17 protein-coding genes and 2 pseudogenes are annotated in these 19,502 nt (G+C 71.7%); 11 read left to right on the forward strand and 8 right to left on the reverse strand.

Annotated elements, in window-relative coordinates:
• Positions 1 to 47: 47 nt before the first annotated feature.
• The 4 genes from AB0K67_RS00135 to AB0K67_RS00150 all read left to right on the forward strand — a co-directional run bounded on the left by AB0K67_RS00135 (position 48) and on the right by AB0K67_RS00150 (position 5,212).
• Positions 48 to 200 carry a hypothetical protein gene (locus tag AB0K67_RS00135; protein ID WP_364057570.1) on the forward strand — a complete coding sequence of 51 codons (153 nt, stop codon included), beginning with the start codon at positions 48 to 50 and terminating at the stop codon, positions 198 to 200.
• Positions 201 to 621: 421 nt separating this feature from the next.
• Positions 622 to 981, forward strand: coding sequence for a CU044_2847 family protein (locus AB0K67_RS00140; protein ID WP_364050299.1), 360 nt, complete (start codon positions 622 to 624; stop codon positions 979 to 981).
• On the forward strand, positions 978 to 2,219 hold the full coding sequence (locus AB0K67_RS00145; protein WP_364050302.1) for a trypsin-like peptidase domain-containing protein: 1,242 nt from the start codon (positions 978 to 980) through the stop codon (positions 2,217 to 2,219). Before AB0K67_RS00140 ends, AB0K67_RS00145 begins: the two co-directional genes overlap by 4 nt.
• 20 nt (positions 2,220 to 2,239) lie before the next feature.
• Positions 2,240 to 5,212 carry a WD40 repeat domain-containing protein gene (locus tag AB0K67_RS00150; protein WP_364050305.1) on the forward strand — a complete coding sequence of 991 codons (2,973 nt, stop codon included), beginning with the start codon at positions 2,240 to 2,242 and terminating at the stop codon, positions 5,210 to 5,212.
• Positions 5,213 to 5,216: 4 nt separating this feature from the next.
• Here AB0K67_RS00150 and AB0K67_RS00155 read toward each other — a convergent pair whose 3' ends face one another.
• A complete protein-coding gene (locus AB0K67_RS00155; protein WP_364050308.1) occupies positions 5,217 to 6,080 on the reverse strand; it encodes an NAD(P)H-binding protein in 864 nt (287 codons plus the stop codon).
• Between the two features lie 143 nt (positions 6,081 to 6,223).
• On the opposite strand from AB0K67_RS00155, the gene AB0K67_RS00160 reads away from it, so the two are divergent.
• Entirely contained in the window at positions 6,224 to 6,901 is a 678-nt protein-coding gene (locus AB0K67_RS00160; protein WP_364050311.1) for a TetR/AcrR family transcriptional regulator, read from the forward strand.
• Between the two features lie 22 nt (positions 6,902 to 6,923).
• Here AB0K67_RS00160 and AB0K67_RS00165 read toward each other — a convergent pair whose 3' ends face one another.
• Both AB0K67_RS00165 and AB0K67_RS00170 read right to left on the reverse strand, forming a co-directional pair.
• Positions 6,924 to 7,592 (reverse strand): pyridoxal-phosphate dependent enzyme, encoded by a 669-nt coding sequence (locus AB0K67_RS00165; RefSeq protein WP_364050314.1) that lies wholly within the window; start codon positions 7,590 to 7,592, stop codon positions 6,924 to 6,926.
• 88 nt (positions 7,593 to 7,680) lie between these two features.
• Positions 7,681 to 7,896, reverse strand: a pseudogene (locus AB0K67_RS00170) (hypothetical protein); the annotation flags it as partial.
• 122 nt (positions 7,897 to 8,018) lie between these two features.
• Between AB0K67_RS00170 and AB0K67_RS00175 the strand changes: the two are divergent.
• The 5 genes from AB0K67_RS00175 to AB0K67_RS00195 all read left to right on the forward strand — a co-directional run bounded on the left by AB0K67_RS00175 (position 8,019) and on the right by AB0K67_RS00195 (position 12,829).
• Complete coding sequence (locus tag AB0K67_RS00175; protein WP_364050317.1) at positions 8,019 to 8,783, forward strand: SGNH hydrolase domain-containing protein; 765 nt, start codon at positions 8,019 to 8,021, stop codon at positions 8,781 to 8,783.
• Between the two features lie 197 nt (positions 8,784 to 8,980).
• On the forward strand, positions 8,981 to 10,186 hold the full coding sequence (locus AB0K67_RS00180; RefSeq protein WP_364050320.1) for an acyltransferase: 1,206 nt from the start codon (positions 8,981 to 8,983) through the stop codon (positions 10,184 to 10,186).
• Between the two features lie 11 nt (positions 10,187 to 10,197).
• Complete coding sequence (locus tag AB0K67_RS00185; RefSeq protein WP_364050323.1) at positions 10,198 to 10,716, forward strand: hypothetical protein; 519 nt, start codon at positions 10,198 to 10,200, stop codon at positions 10,714 to 10,716.
• Positions 10,713 to 11,393 carry a response regulator transcription factor gene (locus AB0K67_RS00190; RefSeq protein WP_364050326.1) on the forward strand — a complete coding sequence of 227 codons (681 nt, stop codon included), beginning with the start codon at positions 10,713 to 10,715 and terminating at the stop codon, positions 11,391 to 11,393. Before AB0K67_RS00185 ends, AB0K67_RS00190 begins: the two co-directional genes overlap by 4 nt.
• A complete protein-coding gene (locus AB0K67_RS00195; RefSeq protein WP_364050329.1) occupies positions 11,390 to 12,829 on the forward strand; it encodes a HAMP domain-containing sensor histidine kinase in 1,440 nt (479 codons plus the stop codon). Before AB0K67_RS00190 ends, AB0K67_RS00195 begins: the two co-directional genes overlap by 4 nt.
• Here AB0K67_RS00195 and AB0K67_RS00200 read toward each other — a convergent pair.
• A complete protein-coding gene (locus AB0K67_RS00200) occupies positions 12,801 to 16,928 on the reverse strand; it encodes a CHAT domain-containing protein (protein ID WP_364050331.1) in 4,128 nt (1,375 codons plus the stop codon). The two genes, AB0K67_RS00195 and AB0K67_RS00200, sit on opposite strands and share 29 nt — an antisense overlap.
• Before the next feature lie 440 nt (positions 16,929 to 17,368).
• Here AB0K67_RS00200 and AB0K67_RS00205 point away from each other — a divergent pair, with 440 nt between their 5' ends.
• The gene (locus AB0K67_RS00205) at positions 17,369 to 17,749 is read left to right on the forward strand and encodes a hypothetical protein (RefSeq protein ID WP_364050334.1); all 381 of its coding nucleotides are present in this window, start codon (positions 17,369 to 17,371) and stop codon (positions 17,747 to 17,749) included.
• Positions 17,750 to 17,757: 8 nt separating this feature from the next.
• Here the strand turns inward: AB0K67_RS00205 and AB0K67_RS00210 are convergent, their stop codons facing one another.
• The 4 genes and pseudogenes from AB0K67_RS00210 to AB0K67_RS00225 form a co-directional block, all read right to left on the reverse strand.
• On the reverse strand, positions 17,758 to 18,138 hold the full coding sequence (locus AB0K67_RS00210; RefSeq protein WP_364057355.1) for an SDR family oxidoreductase: 381 nt from the start codon (positions 18,136 to 18,138) through the stop codon (positions 17,758 to 17,760).
• Between the two features lie 77 nt (positions 18,139 to 18,215).
• A complete protein-coding gene (locus AB0K67_RS00215; protein ID WP_364050337.1) occupies positions 18,216 to 19,028 on the reverse strand; it encodes an enolase C-terminal domain-like protein in 813 nt (270 codons plus the stop codon).
• A 66-nt stretch (positions 19,029 to 19,094) separates the two neighbouring features.
• A complete protein-coding gene (locus AB0K67_RS00220) occupies positions 19,095 to 19,190 on the reverse strand; it encodes a hypothetical protein (RefSeq protein WP_364057358.1) in 96 nt (31 codons plus the stop codon).
• 76 nt (positions 19,191 to 19,266) lie between these two features.
• A pseudogene (locus AB0K67_RS00225) lies at positions 19,267 to 19,410 on the reverse strand (hypothetical protein); the annotation flags it as partial.
• Positions 19,411 to 19,502 lie beyond the last annotated feature (92 nt).

Here is a 19,502-nt window from a genome sequence, read left to right on the forward strand (position 1 = left end):
CGCGCCGCCGCTGGACGGCTGGGGTCGCGGCGAGCCGGCCTGTGCTGGTGGACGGGCGGCCCGGGGTGGTGGCCTGGCGGGCGGACGGCAGGCCGCTGTCGCTGCTGGCGTTCAGCGTCGCCGGCGGGCGTATCACGGCCATCTCGATCGTGACGGATCCGGAACGGCTCGCGCGCCTGGACCTGCCGAAGCCGGCCTGATCCGCGTCGGGCGGTGCTTGCGCGCCCTTGCGCCGCGCCCGGTTGGTGGGCCTCCCGTGGCCTGGCTGTAGTGGATGGTGCCGTTCGGGGCGCGGGCGGCGGTGGCTCGGCGGCGGGCGGTTGCGGCGTGTCCAGTGCCTCGAGAGTAGCCGCGCCGGTTTTCCCGATATTTACGGTATTTGAGGATATTCGGGCGGGCTCTTATATGGCGACGGCGCGTGCACAATTGCGTCGTACATTCCCGGCGGTCGAATCGCCTGCGGCGCGGGGGTGCCGATCGGTAAACTCCAGCGATTACCTGCGGATAATCGCCCGTTTACTCGCCGATACAGCCGGCGCGTTTCGCAGTCGACCTGCCATGTGAAGAAGCTGTGGCCGTGCCGTTCACCCGGGCCGGCCGTGCGAACGTCTGGAGGATGCCGTGAGTGTTCGTCCCGTGCACACGGTGGAGGTCCCGGTGAGCGACGACGGCGGCGACGTGGTGCGCGTCCAGATCAGGGAAGTGGACGAGGGGCTCGTGCGGGTGGGCCGGGGCGACGGCGCCGTGACGCGGGCGGGGCGCTCGCTCGGCCGCATGCTGGACACTGTACGTCCCGTCGCCGAAAGCTTCGTCACACGCTTCAAAGAGCTTGAGAACGCGCCGGACGAGATGGTGCTGGAATTCGGGGTGTCGTTGTCGGCCGAGGCGGACGTGGTCATCGCGAGCACCGCAAGCGAGGCGAACTTCTCGGTGAGCCTGACGTGGAAGCGCCCCGAGCGGCCGGAGGCGTCCGAGCGGTGACGGAGACGGCGCGGGCGTGGTCGGGCAGCCTGTACGACACCTTGGCCGCGGGCATCGTCCAGGTCAGAGCCGCCTCCTTGGGAGGTGCGGGCTTCCTCATCGCCCCCGACCTGGTGCTGACCTGCGCCCACGTGGTGTCGGACGCGCTGGGCCGGCCCCGCGACGACAAGGTTGCGGCGGGCACGCCGGTCAGGGTGGAGCTGCCGCTCGCCGAGCCCCCGCCGGACGGCGGCCCCCGCACCGGATGGCCTGCCTCGGTCGAGACCTGGGTGCCGGTCAGAGCCGAACGGACCGGCGACCTCGCCGTGCTCCGCCTGCGGGAGCCCATCCCCGGGGCCCGCCCGCTGCCGATGGCCGAGGCCGACGGCGTACGCGGCGGGCGCGCACGCGTGGTGGGCTTCCCGCGCGACGCGCCCGGCGGCACCTGGTTCGAGGGCAGGCTCGGCGGCCCCACCGGTGAGGGCTGGATCGAGCTGTCCAGGGCCGACGGGCAGACCGCGCACGTCCGGCCCGGCTTCAGCGGCAGCCCCGTCTGGGACGACACCCTCAACGCGGTGGTCGGGCTCGTGGTGGCCGCGCAGCCGGTGGGGGAGGCGCAGCAGGCGTACGCGCTGCGTACCAGGACCATCGTGCGCGAGATCCCCGCGCTCGGCCCGGTCATCCGCCCGCGCTCGCCCTTCCGGGGGCTGAAGCCGTACCAGGAGGGCGACGCTGAGGTGTTCTTCGGCCGCGAGGACGACATCACCGCCGTCGTCGCCGCCCTGTACGCCTCCCGCACGGTGACCGTCTACGGCCCGTCGGGCTGCGGCAAATCCTCGCTGGCTCGGGCGGGCGTGGTGCCTCGCGTCCGGGCGGACGGGCACGAGGCGCTGGTCTTCAACGCCGGGGACATCTCCTCGATAAGGTTCGTGCTGGCCACCGAGCTGCACGAGGCATGTGGCCGCTCGTACGGCGTGGACAAGATCGAAAGCTGGCTGCGGGACCACGGGCTCGGCGACACCCTGCACCGCGTCCGCCGGGACGCGACCGGCGACCTCGTCATCGTCCTCGACCAGGCCGAGGCGCTGCTCAACCGCACCCCCGCCGAGATCGACGAACTGGTCGACGTGCTGTTCACGCGCTTGAGCGGCGTGCGGGTGCTCGTCACACTCCGCTCCGACCTGGTGGACGCGGTGCTGCGCCACCCCAAGCTGGGCCCGGCGCTGCTCGGCGGACGTACGGTGCCGCTCGCCCCATGACAGCGGGTCAGCTCGAAGAGGTGATCACCAAGCCGGTGGAGCGGCTCCCTGCGGTGTCGTACGAGCCGGGTCTGGTCCGCCGCATGCTGGACGACGCCGGTGACGAGCCGGGCATCCTGCCGCTTTTGGGGTTCGTGCTCGAGCAGCTATGGGAACGCCAGGACGGCGGCCACTTGCGCAACGCGGCGTACGAAGAGCTCGGCCGGGTCTCCGGCGCGCTGGAGCAACACGCGGACGAAACGTGGAAGCGTCTCTTCGCCGGCCGCCAGGAACGCGAGAGGGCGGCGCGCCGGCTGCTCACCAGGCTCGTACGGATGCTGCCCGACGGCGGCATCCTGCTCCGCCGCAGGCTCACCCGTGACGAGGTGGACGACCAGCAGTGGCGGATAGCGACCGAGCTGGCCGAAGCGCGGCTGCTGGTGCTGCACGGCGGCGAGGGCGAGCAGGAGAGCGCCGAACTCGCCCACGAGGCCCTGATCACCGCCTGGCCCGCCCTGCGCGACCAGGTGGAGAAGGACCGGCGCTTCCTGGCCGGGCAGGCGGAGCTGGAGCAGGACCTGCGGCGGCACGAGCGCGGCGGCCCGCTGCTCACCGGTGCGCAGCTCGCGGCGGTCGAGCAGTGGTCGGCCGGGCGCGAAGGGGATCTGACGGAGGAGCAGCGGCGCTTCATCGCCATGTCACAAAAACGGGATCGGGCGGATAAGCGGCGCGGTCGTCTCCTGCGGACCGCAGTGGCGGCTGCGGTCGCGCTGATCGCGGGCCTGGCCACCTTCGGTGTTACTCAGAGCCAGGCCACCGCGGAGCGGGAGAAGGAGAACACCTCTCGCATACTGGCGAGTTCCATCGAGGGCTTGCTGGAGAGCGATCCGGGGCTGGCAGCCCTGGCGGCCGTCGCCGCCTATCGGGTCGCTCCCACTCAGGAGGCGGTGAACGCCCTGTTGCAGCGATACGAAGCGTTGAACGACGCGGCCTGGATGCTCTCCGGTTTCCAGGGCGAAATCATGAACATGGCGATGAGCGCCGACGGCTCCGCGCTGTTCGGCGTTTCCAAGGGCGGTCGGGGGACGATGTTCCATCGGCAGGCCGGTGGGAAGGTGCTGCGAAAGCACCTCGGGCTCCCAGGAAACGCGACTTTCCCGCTGATCAGCGGGGATGCCCGGCGCATCGCGTACACGCTAGACGGTAGCGACTCGATGTACTGGCACGACGTGCGCTACACCGAGCGCGACATCGTCCTAGGACCGGCGCAGCGGCTGCCCGGCGCCGCGCTGCGGAAGTTCACCCTCGGAGGACGGGACGGCGGCCACAACGTCGTCTCCTTCTCGCCGGGCGCACGGCGGATCGCGACGGCGGCCTTCGAGGGCCAGGTGCGGGTGTGGGACTTAGTGACGCGGCGGCTCCAGAACCCGCCGAAACGGCTGCCGAAGCTGCGGCAGGTCTGGTTCGGTCCCGACGAGCACACGTTAGTGGGCACGCTGCTGACTGATGATGAGCCTTTGGTGAGGATCGATCTGCGCACCGGAGCCGTGTGGAAGTTTGAACGTGACGTGCACGCGTTGCTGTCGCCGAGGGTCGACATCTCGGCGGACGGCAGCGTCGCGGTCGTGTGCAGGAAACCAGCCGAAAAAGCCGTCTATCGGGTCTTCCGCGTCGCGGATGGCCGGGAGCTGACCCGCTACGTTTCTACCGCCAGGTACAGCGTGTGCCACGACCCTGCCATGTCGGCGACCGGTGATCGCATCGCCGTCAACGAGGGGAGCGGCACCTGGGTGATCGTCGGCGATAGAGCGAGCACGCCGCCACAACGATTCACCGGGCCAGACATTACCTCCATCGGTAAGATGGGGCCGCTCCTCGGCACGCCCGAGGAGCCCGTCGTGGTCCAGCGCGGCCAAGCCGACGTGAGAGGGTGGCGGTTGCACGGCGATGCCGGGCTTGGCGCGTTCAACCCGCCGGTGCTCCTCAGAGGCGGTCAAGCAGCTGTGTTCCGGACGGGGAAGAGAGGCGGGAAGATCGCGGACCGTCTGGTCGTCGCGGAGGTCGAAGGCAAGGGGAGAACGCTCGGTTCGGCGCCCATCCCTCCCGTGCCCTCCGACGCGAACCACCTACTCGCCACCAACCGGAGCCAGACGCTGGTGGCCGACGTGTCCGGCTCGAACAAGATCACCGTCTACACCCTGCCTGACCTGCGCGAGGTGAGCACGTTCACTGCTCGCCTACCTTCACGCGACTCGACGGGGAGCCAGCCAGAGGTGAACCTCGTCTTCCTGTCTGACGACGAGATCGTGACGGTCTCCGGCACCGTGGTCGAGCATTGGAACGCTCGCGACGGTCGGCGCATATCCGAACCTATCGACCTGCGTGGCGTGTTCAAAGGCGGGCTGGCGCTCAATGACTTCCAGGTACTGCGGCACTACAAGCCCGGGTATATACAGGTTGCGCACAGGACCAGCCACAGCCTGCACGCAGTGAGTCTGGCGACCGGTAAGGAGGAGCCGAACCTGCGCATACGGCTGGGAGACGACATGGTCACCGCGATGGTGGAGCCTAGCGGGCGCTATGCCATGGTGCTGACGCGCGGTTCGGTGATCGAGCTGTGGGCGGTGGCCGATCGCCAGAACCCTCGGAAAATCTACGGCGGGCTCGGACCCCTGGCGCCTGAAAGTTCCCAGGTGGGGAGGATGGAGGAGGACGGTGACGGCAACCCCGGCTTCTTTCTGACGTTTGGACGTTTCGTCCACTTCTTGCGCTTGACCGGCTCGGGCGAGGTGAACGTGGAGGCCTACTCCTTTTCCGGCCAGCAGAAGTTCATGGCGTCGGCCGACGAAGGCAGAACGTTGCTGCGTGATCGCGGCGAGTTCGCCGATGTGCTCCGGGTCGATCCGGAGCTGTGGGCCTCGCGGCTCTGCGCCATCCTCGGACGTGACCTTGACGCCGAGGAGCGGCGCGGCCTGCCTCGAGACGTACCGGAAACCGTCTGCCCATCCGCCTGACCGCTCAGCGTGAGCGTACGGCGGCCTCCAGCACCTCCTCCACGGACCTCGCAGGACGTCCGAGCGCGGACTCCAGTGCCGGGCTGGTGACGTCGAACTCCCCCTTACGCGATGCCAGGAACATGGTCAACAGGAACGCGGCGGCCGGTCTGGGCATGCCGTCGGCGACCATCGCCGCCACCCACTCCTCATCCTCCATGACGACCCGCTCGATGGTCCTGCCGGTGATGCGGCTGAGGATGGCGGCGACGCCGGCGAAGTCGAGCGTGCGGGGAGCGGTCAGCGGCGGCGTGACGCCGTCGAACACGCCGTCTTCGGTCAGCGCGAGGACGGCGGCCTCCGCCAGGTCCTCGTGGGAGGTCCAGGACACCGGGCCGTCCAGCGGCGCGGCCAGCCTGCCGGTCTCGATGGCCGCCTCGAGGAAGAGTTCCAGCGTGGAGGCGTAGAAGCCGTTGCGCAGGGCGGTGTAGGGGATGCCGAGCCGCCGCAGGTGCTCCTCGGTGGCCGCGTGCACGGGCTGCGGCGCGAAGAGCGAGGCCGGGGAGGCGGCCTGGTGGCTGGTGTAGAGGACCCGCCGCGCGCCCGCTGCGCGGGCCGCGTCGATCGCGGCGATGTTGGCGGCCGTGGCGGCCTCTCCCCGGATGGAGGCGGAGATGACCAGGACCCGCTCGGCGCCCTCGAAGGCGAGCTTGAGCGTGTCCGGCTCGGTGAAGTCTCCGGCCCGTACGCGTACGCCGCGCTCGGCGAGGGCGGCGGCCCTGGTCACGTCGCGGACGCTGATCCCGACCTTTTCGGCGGGCACGCGCTCAAGCAGGCGGTCGAGGATCAGCGAGCCGAGACGGCCGGTGGCTCCGGTGACGATCAGCATGGGTTGGCTCCAGTCTGCACGGGATGTTCTAGGTGGAACGCCTCTGACGTTAGCACTGATACTAACGTTGTTACTACCGTTGTTGTCGAAACCGGCTGAAGGCTTGCTTTCAACGCGATGGCGCTGGGAGTACCATCGTTCACATGGCGCAGATCCAACAGCGGCGTGACCTCACCCGCGAGCGCATCGTGACGACCGCGGCCCGCCTGCTGACCGAGCAAGGGCCCGCCGCGGTCACCACCCGCCGCGTCGCCCAGGAAGCCGGATTGCAGCCCCCGGCCCTCTACCGCTTCTTCCCCGACAAGGACGCCCTGCTGGACGCCGCCGTCGAGCACGTCTTCGCCGAGCACGTGGCGCGCAAGCGAGCCACCGCGCCCACCGGCGACCCGGTGGCCGACCTGCGCGCCGGCTGGGACACCCAGATCGGCTTCGGCCTCGACCACCCCCACGTCTTCAGCCTGCTGCTCGCCCGCCCGCGCGACACCCCGGCCCAGGCCGAGGGCCTGCGCATGCTGGCCGAGCTGGTCCACAGGATCGCCGTCGCCGGCAGGCTCAAGGTGAGCGAGGAACGCGCGGTCAACCTCATCCACGCGGCCGGCATCGGCACCGTCCACACGCTGCTGACGCTGCCGCCGGACCAGAAGGACCCGCGCCTGGCCGACGCCGCCTTCGACGCGGTCGCCCGCGCCATACTCACCGACGACACCGCCCCCGCCGAGGACCCCGCAGCCGTGATCGCCGCCTTCCGCACCCTGCTCCCCAGCCTGCCCACCCTCACCAGAGCCGAGGCCGCCCTCCTCGACGAGTGGCTCCGGCGCTGAACCGTCAGCGGAGGGTGGTCGCTCACGGTTCCAGGACCCAGCGGGCGAAGTCGGTCGGGAGGACGTTGCTGCCGCACAGGACGGTGGTGACGCGGCGGCCGGTGAAGCGGGCGGGGTGTTCCATGACGGCGGCGATGCCGAGGGCGGCCGAGGGTTCGGTGACCAGGCCGGCATGCTCGTACACGGCCCGCATGCCGGCCTTGATCGCGTCCTCGCCGACGAGCAGCACGTCGTCCATGACCAGCAGATCGTCCAGGACCTCCGGGATCGGGCAGCGGCCGGCGACGCCGTCGGCGATCGTGTCGATGCGGTCGGTCTCGACGACGGTACGGCGCTGCCACGACAGGGCCATCGCGGGCGCGCCGGTCGGCTGGATGCCGATCACCTCCGCGCCCGGGGCGAGCGCGTGTACGGCGTAGCCGACGCCGCCGGCCAGCGCGCCGCCGGCCAGAGCGACGAGCACGACGTCGAGGTCCGGGTCGTCGCGGACGAGTTCGGGGCCGATCGTCGCGGCTCCCTCGCAGGTGGCCAGGTCGAGGCTGTCCTCCACGTGGTACGCGCCCTCGGCCTCGGAGAGCTCGCGGGCCAGCAGGCGGGCGTCCTCGATGTCCTGGCCATGGAGCCGGAGGTCGGCGCCGAGTGCGGTGATCTGGGCGAGTTTGAGCGGGTTCGCGGTGATGGCGGCCACCACGGTGACGTCGATGCCCCGGCGCGCGCCGGCTGTAGGCCAGCGCCTGGCCGAGGTTGCCGGCGCTCGCGCACACCATGCGGGACGCGCCCCGCGCGGCGGCCTCGGCGGCGACGGTCTCGGTGCCGCGTCCCTTGAAGCTGCGTACCGGATTGAGCGTCTCGACCTTCAGCGTGATCGAGGAGCCGAGCGCCCGGCCCGGAGACGGGCACGGCATGGCCGGCGTGTCCAGGAACACCGGATCGATGGCGGCGGCTGCGGCGCGAATGCGGTCGAGCCGGAGCCGGACATGATCGAGACCGCTCATGGTCGCGAAGCCTGTCACGGAACGGCCCCGTACGGCGGCGTTCGTGACGGCGAATCACGCGTTGTGTGATGGAACGGTGACAACGCGGCCCACCCGCCGATCGGCCTGCTTGCCTGAGGGGCATGCGACTCATTCCCCACCCCCTGTCACGCCCGATCGGCGCCCTGGTCCTCGCCGTGGTGGCCGGCGCCGCGCTCGGGGGCTGCGGCGCCTCCTCCTCCGCTGACGACCGGCCCGGTGTGCGCGTGCTCTGGACGGGCGACTCGATCGCCGGGGCAGAGGCCCCTGCCGTGCAGGCGGCGCTGGAGGCCGCAGGCGTGACGGTCGAGAACGCCACCTCCGACGGCGGCGGCAACCTCGTCCCCGGCGACCACCCGGTCACCACCAAGGCGGCCGCCGAGGCGTGGAAGGCGCTCAAGGAGCGCATCGCGTCCTTCCGCCCGACGGTGATCGCCTACCAGATCACCACGTACGACTGGGGCACCGCCCGCCAGCAGCTCGCCGCCTACCGCAAGCTCGCCGAGACGGCCGAGGACGCCGGGGCCCGGCTGGTGCTGGTCTCCGCGCCGCCGTTCAAGATCGACGACTTCTACCGGCCGTACGCCGCCGCCATCAAGTCCGCGCCCGCCATGGCAGCCCAGGCCGCGGCGGGTCCGGGCGCCCGCTTCCTGGACGCCTCTGAGCTGTGGGGCACCGACTACGCCGCGGACAAGGCCCAGCGCAGCAAGGACGGCATTCACTCCTGCCAGCAGGGCTCGGCGGCCTTCGCCACGTGGTTCGCCAAGCGGCTGGGCGAGCTGGCCGGCTTCACCCCGGCCCCTCCCGCCGCGTGGGCCACCGGCCCGTGGACGGACGATGAGCGGTTCAGCAAGCTCGGCTGCTCCTGATGCGCGCCGGACGACGACTTCCAGGGCGTCTGACGCGGGCCGGACTGCGACGTCCGGGCCGTCTTATGCGGGTCGAGGGCGGCAGCGGTTCCGGCCACGACCGCCCCGTCTCCGCTGCCGGCGTAGAACGCCCCATCGCGTCCGCCTCCGGCGGTAAGCGCCCGGACGGCTCTGCCGCCGGCTGCGCGCCCGCTGCGGTGGGCGCTTCCGAGGGCGGGCGCGCGGCTCCGTCCGGCGCGCAGCCCGCCCCTCGCCGGGCCCACATCGCGGCGCTGGACGGGTTGCGCGGAATCGCGGTCATCGGGGTGCTGCTGTTCCACGCGGGCCACCTGAGCGGCGGGTTCCTCGGGGTCGATCTGTTCTTCGTGCTGTCCGGGTTCCTCATCACGGGCCTGCTGCTGCAGGAAAAGAGACGTCTCAACCTGGCGGCGTTCTGGGAGCGGAGGGCCCGCAGGTTGCTGCCCGCGCTGGCCGTCCTCATCGTGATGACTCCGCCGCTGGCCTGGGCGGCGGGCAGGACCGACCTGCTCAGGACGGCGCAGCAGGACACGCCGTGGGTGCTCGCCCAGGCGGTGAACTGGCACTACATCGCCGAGCGCATCGGCTACTGGAACGCCTCGGACACCCGCCCGTTCGCGCACCTGTGGAGCATCGCGGTCGAGTGGCAGTTCTACCTGGCCTGGCCGCTCATCGTCGCGCTGCTCGGCGGGAAACGGTGGCGGGTGGCGGTGGTGGCGCTCACGGGTGCGGTCGTGTCGCTCCTGCTGATGGTCAGGCTGGGGGCGGCGGTGGACACTACGCGCGCGTACGAGGGCACCGACACCCGCGCCTTCTCCGTGCTGCTGGGGGCGGCGGCCGCGACCATGCCCGTCCGCGAGGCCGTGGCCCGCCTGCCGCGCACGGCCGTGGACCTGACATGCGCGTTGCTGCTGGGCGGGCCGGCCGTCGCGTGGGCGGTGACGGCGGGGGAGGAGGCGCCGGGCCTGTTCCAGGGCGGCATGTTCGCCCACTCGCTGGCCTGCGCCGCGCTGATCGCGCTGCTGGCCGGAGCACCGGAGGGCCGCGCAGGGCTGGTCCTGGGCAGCGCGGTGCCGCGCAGGATCGGCGAGGTGTCGTACAGCCTGTACGTGTGGCATTGGCCGATCTACCTGCTGCTGCCCCGCCACGGCGGGCTGGACGGCTGGGCCTGGACGGCGGTCGCCGCCGGGCTGTCGCTGGCGGCTGCAGTAGTGTCGAAGGCCCTCGTCGAGGATCCGGTACGCCACCGCGCCCGCTGGACCACCGGCCGCCGCGGATGGGCGGCGCTGGCCGCAGCCGTCACGGTCGCGGCGGTGGCGTGGGCGGCGATCCCGCAGCCGCGGCCCGGCGCGGGGACCGTCGATGTGAGCAGGCTCGAAGAGTGAAAGGGGAACACATGCCGCGCATGCCCGGCCGCCTGGCGGCCGTCGCGGCGGTGGCGGCGCTCGCGGCCGGCTGCGGCATCACCGGCACCGGCGTACGCCCGGTGGGCGAGCCGGTCCAGGGCGGCCTGACCGGGGAGAGCGGGCGGCTGCTGCGCGTCTATTTCGTCACGCCCGAGGGCACCTGGCCGGTGTCGCGGCCCGTCGTGGCCGGCGACGGCGTGCAGGAGGCGGTGGACGCGCTGCTCGCCGGGCCCACCGCCGACGAGCGCGCCCGCGGCCTTGCCACGCGGGTGCCCGCGACGAAGGAGCAGGTCCGGGCGCGGACGTCCGGCGGGCGGGTCGAGCTGCGGCTGCCCTGGCTGGTGCGCGACCTGCCGCACCTCGCGGTGAGCCAGCTCGTCTGCACGGCCGCCGGAGGCGGCGGTCCGGTCGTGGAGGTGTACGAGCCGGGCATGGGGGACCGCGCGTGGGAGGTCCGCTGCGACGACCACGGCACGGCGGTCCCGGCCGGCGGAGAGGGGACGTCGTGACCCGCGTTCTGGTGATCGAGGACGACCCGGCCGTGCGCCGCGGCGTGGGCCTCGGCCTGCGCCATCAGGGGCACGAGACGCTGCTGGTCGCCACCGGCGAAGACGGGCTGGCGGAGCTGGTGGCGAGCGCGCCCGACATCGTGCTGCTCGACCTCATGCTGCCCGGTATGAGCGGGCTGGAGACGTGCCGCCGCATCCGCGCGTTCAGCCAGGTGCCGATCGTGATCCTGTCGGCCCGCGACGACGACGTGGACGTGGTGGTCGGCCTGGAGGCCGGCGCCGACGACTACGTGATCAAACCGGCCAGCACGGAGGTGATCGAGGCGAGGATGCGGGCGGTGCTGCGACGCACCACGCAGGCGGCGACCGGTAACGCCCGCTCAACGTACGGCGACCTGCTCATCGACCGGGTCGCGCTGCGGGTGCTCAAGCGCGGCGAGGAGGTGGCGCTGGCCCCGACGGAGCTGAAGCTGCTGCTGTTCCTGTCGGCCGCGCCCGAGCAGACCTTCAGCCGCCAGCAGCTGCTCGAACAGGTGTGGGAGCACGCGTTCCACGGTGACTACCGGCTGGTGGACGCGTGCGTCATGCGGCTGCGCGCCAAGATCGAGGACGACTCGCGCAACCCCCGCTACATCCAGACCGTACGCGGGTTCGGCTACCGGTTCGGGCCGTTGTGATCCGCCCGCGTCTCGCCCGTGGCCTGCGCGCGCAGCTCGTGCTGGCGTTCCTGCTGGTCTCGGCGCTGAGTGCGGTCACCGCCGCCGCCGTCACGTATCGGCAGGGCCGCGACGCCATCGCCGAACGCGCCGAGGCCGACCTGCTCCAGGAGCTGCGCGGCCACCTCGCCGCCCGGGTCCCCGACCTGCCCGCCGACCCCGAGGCGGCGGATCTGCGGGCGCTGGCGGTGCAGCTCGACCGGGCCGCGGGGGCGCGCGGGTGGCGTACGGCGCTGTCGTACCGGGGCGGGGCGCTCGTCGCCGCGAACCCGCAGGCGCCGCCGCTGCCCGCCCCGCTGCGCGCCCAAGGAGCGACGGCGACGACCGCGCTCGCCCAGCGCTTCCACCAGGGCGAGACGCCATGGCTGGCGGTGGCCGTCCCGGTCACCGCCGCAGGACGCCCGCACGACCCGCCCCCGCTCACCGTCTACGCCTCCATGTCGCTGGCCTCCCAGCAGCAGGACGTCGATGACCTGGCCGCCGCCGCGCGCGCCGGGGCCCTGCCGGTCGCGCTGGCCTCGATCATCCCCGCGCTGCTCGCCGCCCGCAGGTTGCTGCGCCCGGTGCGCCGCCTGCGCACCGCGACGGAACGGATGGCGGCCGGCGGCCTCGACACGCGCGTCACCGTCACCGGCGACGACGAGCTGGCCGACCTGGGCTGCGCGTTCAACTCCATGGCGGCAACCCTCCAGGCCGACGCGGAGACGCTGCGCACCATGGAGGAGCGGGCCCGCCGCTTCGCCGCCGACGTCTCCCACGAACTGCGCACGCCGCTCGCGGCCATGTCGGCCGTGACCGGCGTGCTCGACGCCGACGCCGCCTCGGGACGGCTGCCGCCGGTCACCGCCGAGGCGCTGGCTCTGGTCTCCGACGAGACCCGCAAGCTCACCCGCCTGATCGAGGACCTCATCGAGGTGTCCCGCTTCGACGCGGGTGCGGCCGTGCTGCACCTCGACGACGTGGACCTCGGCGAGCTGATCGGCAAGACGCTGGCGCTGCGCCACTGGGACGGCCGCGTCCGCACCGACCTGCCGACCGGCCTGCGCGTCCGGCTCGACCCGCGCCGCGTGGACGTCATCCTCGCCAACCTGATCGGCAACGCGCTGCGCCACGGAGGCCCGGACGTGTCGGTGAGCGTGCGCGTCGAGGCGGACCCCGAACGGGTGGCCGTCATCGTCGCCGACGACGGTCCCGGCATCCCGGCAGACCTGCTGCCGCACGTCTTCGACCGCTTCACCAAGGGCGACTCCGCGCGCACTCGCAGCGAGGGCAGCGGCCTCGGCCTGGCCATCGCCGCCGAGAATGCCCGCCTCCACGGCGGCGCACTCACCGCCGCCCCGGCCCCTGGAAGAGGCACGGTCATGACACTCACCCTGCCTGCGGGTCCGACACGGTGATGGTGGACAGCGCCGGGGTGAGCCTGGCACGGTAGCGGCGGATGCCGAAGGTATGGTGTTCCACCTCCGCGGCGAGCAGGACGTCGGCGAGGTTGACGCGGCCGGGCACCGTCTGGACGAGAGCCGCCACGTGGTGATCGCCGACCAAGGGATATTTGCGGACTCGGCGGAATTGCCACATGGGCTTAGGCTGTCCGGCGCCGTGTCCCCGGACGATCCACTCGTGGTGAGCCGGGGCGGGATCGGGCGACTGACGTTCCGCCTGGATGTTCATCAGCCCCGCCTTGACCTCCAGCGTGATCTTGGACTGGGCGGCGGCGCCGGGAACGGTCCGCTCGCCCGGTTCGATCGCGCGCGCGATCGGACGGGGATCGTCGTGCTGCGGACCTGAGCCGTTCGGTGGCGGGCCGTCGGCGGCGAGCGTGCGCAGCGACAGGCCGAGGGAGGCCCGCACGAACTCGCCGCGCGCGTCCGGGCTCTCCGGATGGAACGAGCAGACCAGCACGAGGTGACGGAGCTCGCGGTCCGGCGCGGCCGCCGCGTACGCGACCCACTCGGCGGGCGCGATCCCCTCGCTCACGGGCAGGCAGTCCCAGCCGAACGAGAGCCTGCCGTGCAGCGCATCGAGGTCCGGAGGGGTGCCCAGGGTGCGTTCTGGCTGGAGATCGATGGGGTGCGTGGTGAGGTTCATGATGTCGTGATCCTGGCCTGGATGAGGGAGAACGCCCCCCCAGTCACGGTATTGGGGATAAGCGGCACGGGTGGCGAGCTGAGCTCCGCGGAATGCGTCGACGACGCTCGCGCTGCCGAGCCGGCGGTGCAGGTCCGCGAAGAAGGCCGTCGCGGGCTCGGGACGTACCGGCCACAGGCAGCCGACGATGGCCTCGGCGCCGGAGGCGAGCAGCGCTCCGGGGATGCCGCGCAGGTTGTCGCCCAGGTCGAACCGGCCGAGCGCGGAGTCGCACGCGGCGAGCGTCACCAGCCGGACGCCGCGCAGGTCCACCGAAAGCAGGTCATGGGCGAACACCCGGCCGTCGTCGTCCTGATCCGGGCTTAAGTACAGGCAGTGGAACCACGGCGCGGCGGGGTCGGAGGTGCCGTGCGCGGCGATGTGGATGACGTCGGCGTCGGCGAGCTCGCGCAGCAGCCGGTGCCGGGTCGCCTCGGGGCCGACGATCGCCGGCACGCCGGCCGTGGCGGCGACCTCGCAGGCGTGCTCCTCCAGCAGGTCCTCCGCGGTCAGCCCGAAAGGGGTTCCGCCCAGCGCGGAAGCGATCACCGCCGTACGGCGGGGTCGCACGCGCGCGGTCTGCGGCACCAGTGCGGAAAGACTCGGGATGGAGGTGACCGTCCAGTCGTCGGCGATGGTACGGCCGCCGACCGAGCACAGGTGGAACGGGAAGAAGTGCAATGATCCGTGCGGCCAGAGGATCAGCCGGTCCTTGCCCTGCCGCCGGCAGGCCTCCAGCACGCTCGCGCTGCCGGTGAGAAGGACGTTGTCGGCCAGTTCGCGCCGAGCGTCGGGCGTGAGGTCGTCGAACAGGGGATCGGCGACGATCTCCGCGCGTATCCTTCGGACGTCGTCGGTGAGCGGTCTGTGTGCGGACGCCTGCTCGTCCGCGGATCCGTCAGGGACGACGACGCGCACCGCGTTGTGGTCGCGGGTGAACGCGACCAGCACGACATCGCCAGGGATCAGCTCCGGCTCGGGTACGAACCAGGCCAGCAACACCGTGCGATCGTCCAGCAGGTTCCGCTGCTGCAGGAGGGGGATGATGTGCCCCATCACGTCGAGGGGTTTCCCGTTCCGCCCCTCGTGCAGCAGGCCCATGTCGATCAGGCGATCGGTGAACCGGCGCTGGTTACGGACGATCTCCGCCTCCGTGGCCCCGGACTCGGGCGGGTCGTCCTCCAACGGGGTCAGCAGATCCGTCGATGCGGGCGGCGAGGCCAGCTCCCTGGGATCCACCTCGGCTTCGGCTTGGCGGCACCGGCTGAGCAGCGGCGCGATCGCTCGCGGGAGGCTCTCCAGCGGGTCACGGGCGCCGTACCAGCGGGCGAATTCGGCCCCCTTGGCGCAATGCATGGCGTACAGGAGGTAGGTGAGCGGCATGTGCTCGATATGCCGGGTCACCTGCCACGTCAGGGCGTGCGCGACGTTGCGGATCGTGGCGGCGAGCTCACGGTCACGGCTGCCGTACAGGCTCGGCGCCGCCTGCATCAGCGCCGCGACGGCATGCCGCAGCGCCTGGTCGTCGGCTTCCCGCAGCCAGCGCCGGAACAGGGCCAGGTGGGCGCCCGCCAGGTCGAAGAGGCCCACCTCCGAATACCTCGCCGCGGCGTACGCGTGATGGGTCTGCGGGTGAGGCCACTGTTCGGATGGCGACTCGCAAGTGGCCGCCAGTGCGTGCAGATCCGCGGCGGCCAGCACGCCCGAAGCGGACCGGCGCCAGATGGATCCGTGGTCGATCAGGAGCTGCTGCCCCAGGTCGGCCAGGCCGGCCTCGCGTATGTGGGCCGCCAGGTGCAGGACGTCCGCCTCCGGCGGGCGGCGCCGTTCGTCACGGAAGCGATCCGCCAGTTTCGCGAGTTTCCTCTCCCCGGCCGAGCATGACACGCCCTCGCCGAGGTGGAGCCTGGCTTCCCACACCTGCCGCAGGTACGCCGTGTCGTCGTCCTCGCCCAACTGGTCCGCCCAAGCGAGGACCCGGGAGAGCAGCGCACGATCGCGCGCGTCGCGGGCGATCTGGAGTCCTTGCGAGACCACGTCGCGCGCCCGGCCGGTACCCTCGCCGCCGGCGTAGACGTCCGGTGGCTCGGCGAAGACGATCCTCGCGGCCTTGGCGGCGGTGGACGGGGTGACCAGCCGCAGGAGGGCGAGCCGGCAGGCGGGCTCCGGCCCGTCCTTGACCATCGCCGCCGCGAAGGCGTCGCCCGGCCGGGGCCGGGCTCCCATCCGCGCCTCGCAGACCAGGAGACGTGCACGGGTGGCGTCGTCGGCCAGTGACGCGGCCTCTTCCAGCAGGGGAATCGCCGCCACTTTGTGCTCCAGCGCGTCCAGCTCCTCGCCGGCGGCCTCAGTGAAATGCTCGAGCCTGCGCCAGGTCCGGCGGGCTTTCCTGCAGGACATCATCCCTGGCTCCGCCTCGGCGTACGCGTCCCCGGCCCGGTCGAGCGGCACCTGCATGGCCAGGTGCAGGCGCGCCGCGTTGACCAGCGCCCACCCGAGCTTCGCCGTCTCCCCGTCGCGTCGATACATCGCGATGCGCCGCCGTGACACCGCATCGGCGTCCCGGAACAGGCGCATGTCGCCGGTGACCCCGAGCGCCCGGACCGCGTGCTCGACCGTCAGGTCCGCGGCCCGCTCCCAGTACGTGCCTCCCTTCGCCTCCGTGATCTCGGTGAGCATGCGCGCGTAGGCGTACGCTCCGCGGACCTCGGTGCCGGGCAGCGTCGGCCCGGCGCGCAGCAGCAGGTCGAGCTGCGCCCCATCAGAGGGCCGGGCCGGCTCCGGCGTCGTCTCGGAGAGCTCCTGGACATCCCGCACCCTGCGCATGGCCTCATCGAGCGTCATGACGCCGTCGTTGACGAACTGCGCCAGGCTCAGCAGGTGGTCCATCGGGCTGTGGAAGATGCGCAGCGTGGGCGGGCCCTCCACGGGCTCGTGAACCACCCGGTCGAACCCCACCAGGCCACCCAGCACGTACCCGTCCTGCGCGGCGGACTCGAAATCGGCGACCACCGTGTCCCACGCGCCGGGATGGACCACCGCGAGGAGGACGGCGCCGCGCGCCCCGGCCGCCTCGGCCCAGCCACCGGGCAGATCGACGGCGCAGTCCTCGACGAACCTCGGGTGGTGCGGGGCGACGACGCCGAGCGTGCCCGACTCCAGGAGGACGCCCCAGCCCGGCAGGACCCGCTCGCCGGCCATCGCCCGCTCGACGGATCGCATCTCCGGCAGCCCATCGATCCGTGCCTTCTGTAATAACCCATTCGACGATTTCTGATACGAATTCGCTACGAGCAGGCCCGCCATCGGCTTTTCATCGCCGAGCAGCAGCAGAAACGCCAGTGCCGTGACGTCATCGTAGGTGCGCACATGCCCTCTCGAATAATTGACGAACCGACATGTTCGGCCACGATGAACGGAATGTCCCGGCCGGCGGCGGGCGATTCCACATCATCGCGGAGTCGTGCCACCAAGGGTGCTGGAGCAGTCGAGAACTGCGGTGTTTCGATACGCCCTCGGCCTTCTCGATGAGAAGAGATTCATCCTAGGTGATCATGGCGTTCGACGCTCCCTGATCGACGAATTCCGCATGCCGGTCGCATGGGGCCGCCGCGCCCGATGCGACCGGGCCCATCGCGGCGGCGGCCATCTCGACGGCAGGCGACAGAACAGGTCCCTACCAGCAGGAACGTGGATGTGGCGGCCGTCACACGCGGTGTGCGTATTCGTCCACAGTCATCCGGCGCGCAGCCCCGTACCGTCCCTGTCATCAAGCGGAACGCACCGAATGACAGGGGGAGGAACCCGACATGCGCAAGACCCTGGCGATCGCCGCCCTCGCCGGTTCGATGGCCGTCACCGGCCTCGCGATGAGCGCCCCCGCCCAGGCGAGCACCGGGACGAGCTGGGGCAAGGTCTTCTCCAGCGACCACAAGGCGTACACGTTCGGCAAGACCTGGACGTCCGGCGGCAAGGTGTTCACGAAGTGGTACGGCGTGGACAAGCGCGGCGGCACGAAGGGCTGGGTCTGGTTCGAGGTGTACCAGAACGGCCGCTGGGTGAAGTTCAACAAGGCCTGGGACGGCAAGGTCACCGGCGCCTGGAGCGGCCGCGGGATCAAGAAGGTGTACACCTTCACCTGCTGGGCCGGAAAATTCGACAACTGCGGCAGGAAGTACCGCATCTACTGATGGCGGCGTCAGCGGTTGAAGCCGCCCGACACCTCAAGGATCTGCGCGGTGACCCAGCGGTCCTCGTCGCCGGCCAGGACGGCGATCATCGCGGCGACGTCGTCGGGGTCGCCGATCTTGCCCAGGGCCGTGCGGGCGGCGAGCGGCGGGATCGCCTCGGGGTTGCGGTCGAAGGCGTCGCCGCCCAGCCGGGTACGGGTCGGGCCGGGCGCGACGGCGTTCACGCGGATGCCGCGCGCGCTGAACTCCTTGCCCATGTGGCCGGTCAGCACGTTGAGGCCGCCCTTCATGGCGGCGTAGGTCGCGTACCCGGGCGTCACGCCGTAGGCGGCGGTCGAGCTGCTGCCGGTGTTGACGATCGCGCCGCCGTCGGCGAGCAGCGGCAGCAGCCGTTACGTGAGGAAGAACGGCCCTTTGAGCGGCACCCGGGTGAGCCGGTCGAACATCTCCTCGGTGGTGTCCTCGATCAGCGCCGCCTGGGCCTGGCCCGTTGTTGACCAGGGCGTCGAAGGCGCCGCGCCCTCAGGTGCCGCGCAGCGCGGCGGCCGTCGGTGAAAGTGTAGGCGTGCGGGAAGACGGCCTCGGTCAGCTCGGTGTAGCCGGCGTACTCCTGGATGCCGAAGTTGTGGATCGCGAGGTCCAGGTGGATCGCGGCGGCCATGCCGACGGGGGAGATGTCCTCGGGTCCGTGGATGGCGCTCTTGATCGGGTACTGGGCGGCGTAGTCGAAGAGCTTCTTCAGCGGCGACACGCCGCCGAAGTGCGTGACGGCCGAGCGCACGTAGTCGATGAGCTGCTCGCCGATGAGCGTCCGGTAGTCGTGCACGGTGTTGAAGACCTCGCCGATGGCCGGCGGCGTGGTGGTGTGGGAGCGCACGAGCCGCAGGCCCTCCTGGTTCTCGGCGGGCGTGCAGTCCTCCAGCCAGAACAGGTCGTACGGCTCCAGGTCCTTGCCCAGCCGGGCCGCCTGCATGGGGGTGAGCCGGTGGTGGGCGTCGTGCAGCAGCGGCAGGTCGGGCCCGAACTCCTGGCGCACGGCGTCGAACACCTTGGGCAGGCTGCGCAGGTAGGCGCCGGTGTCCCAGTCCTCGACCACGGGCCGCGCGCCCTCGGACGCTGCCCCGGACGCTGCCCCGGCATGGCGGACGCCGTAGACGCGCTTGAGCCCCGGCACGCCCGTCTGCACGCGGATCGCCTGGTAGCCCTGCGCGAGCCGGGCCCTGATCGAGTCGAACAGCTCGGGCAGGTCACGGCCCGAGGCGTGCCCGTACGTCGGCACCCGCTCCCTGCTCGCCCCGCCCAGCAGCTGGTACAGCGGCAGCCCGGCGACCTTGGCCTTGATGTCTCACAGCGCGGTGTCCACGGCGGCGATGGCCGCCATCGTGACCGGGCCGCGCCGCCAGTACGCGCCCCGGTACAGCGACTGCCAGGTGTCCTCGATGCGGTGCGGATCGGTGCCGGCGCAGCACCTCGCGTACGACGTTGCGGCCGGCGCCGAACTGGGCGGCCAGCTCGCGCTCTGACGGAAGCTTGGCCCCTACCGCGATCTCGCCGGAGCGGATGTCGTGCTCCAGCTGTCGCGCGATGCGCTCGGTGAGCAGCCCCCGTAGGACTGTGCGATGTCCTTGCCCATCGCTGCTGGCGGATCGGCGGGCATGCACCGAGGATACAGGAGGCGGCCCGTGCTGAGATCGCCTCGCGGGCGCGCGGGCGACGCCGCAACGGGCGCCCTGACGACGGCATATGATCGCTA

It is taken from the genome of Nonomuraea sp. NPDC052634 (assembly GCF_040678535.1).
GTDB classification, from domain to species: domain Bacteria; phylum Actinomycetota; class Actinomycetes; order Streptosporangiales; family Streptosporangiaceae; genus Nonomuraea; species Nonomuraea fastidiosa.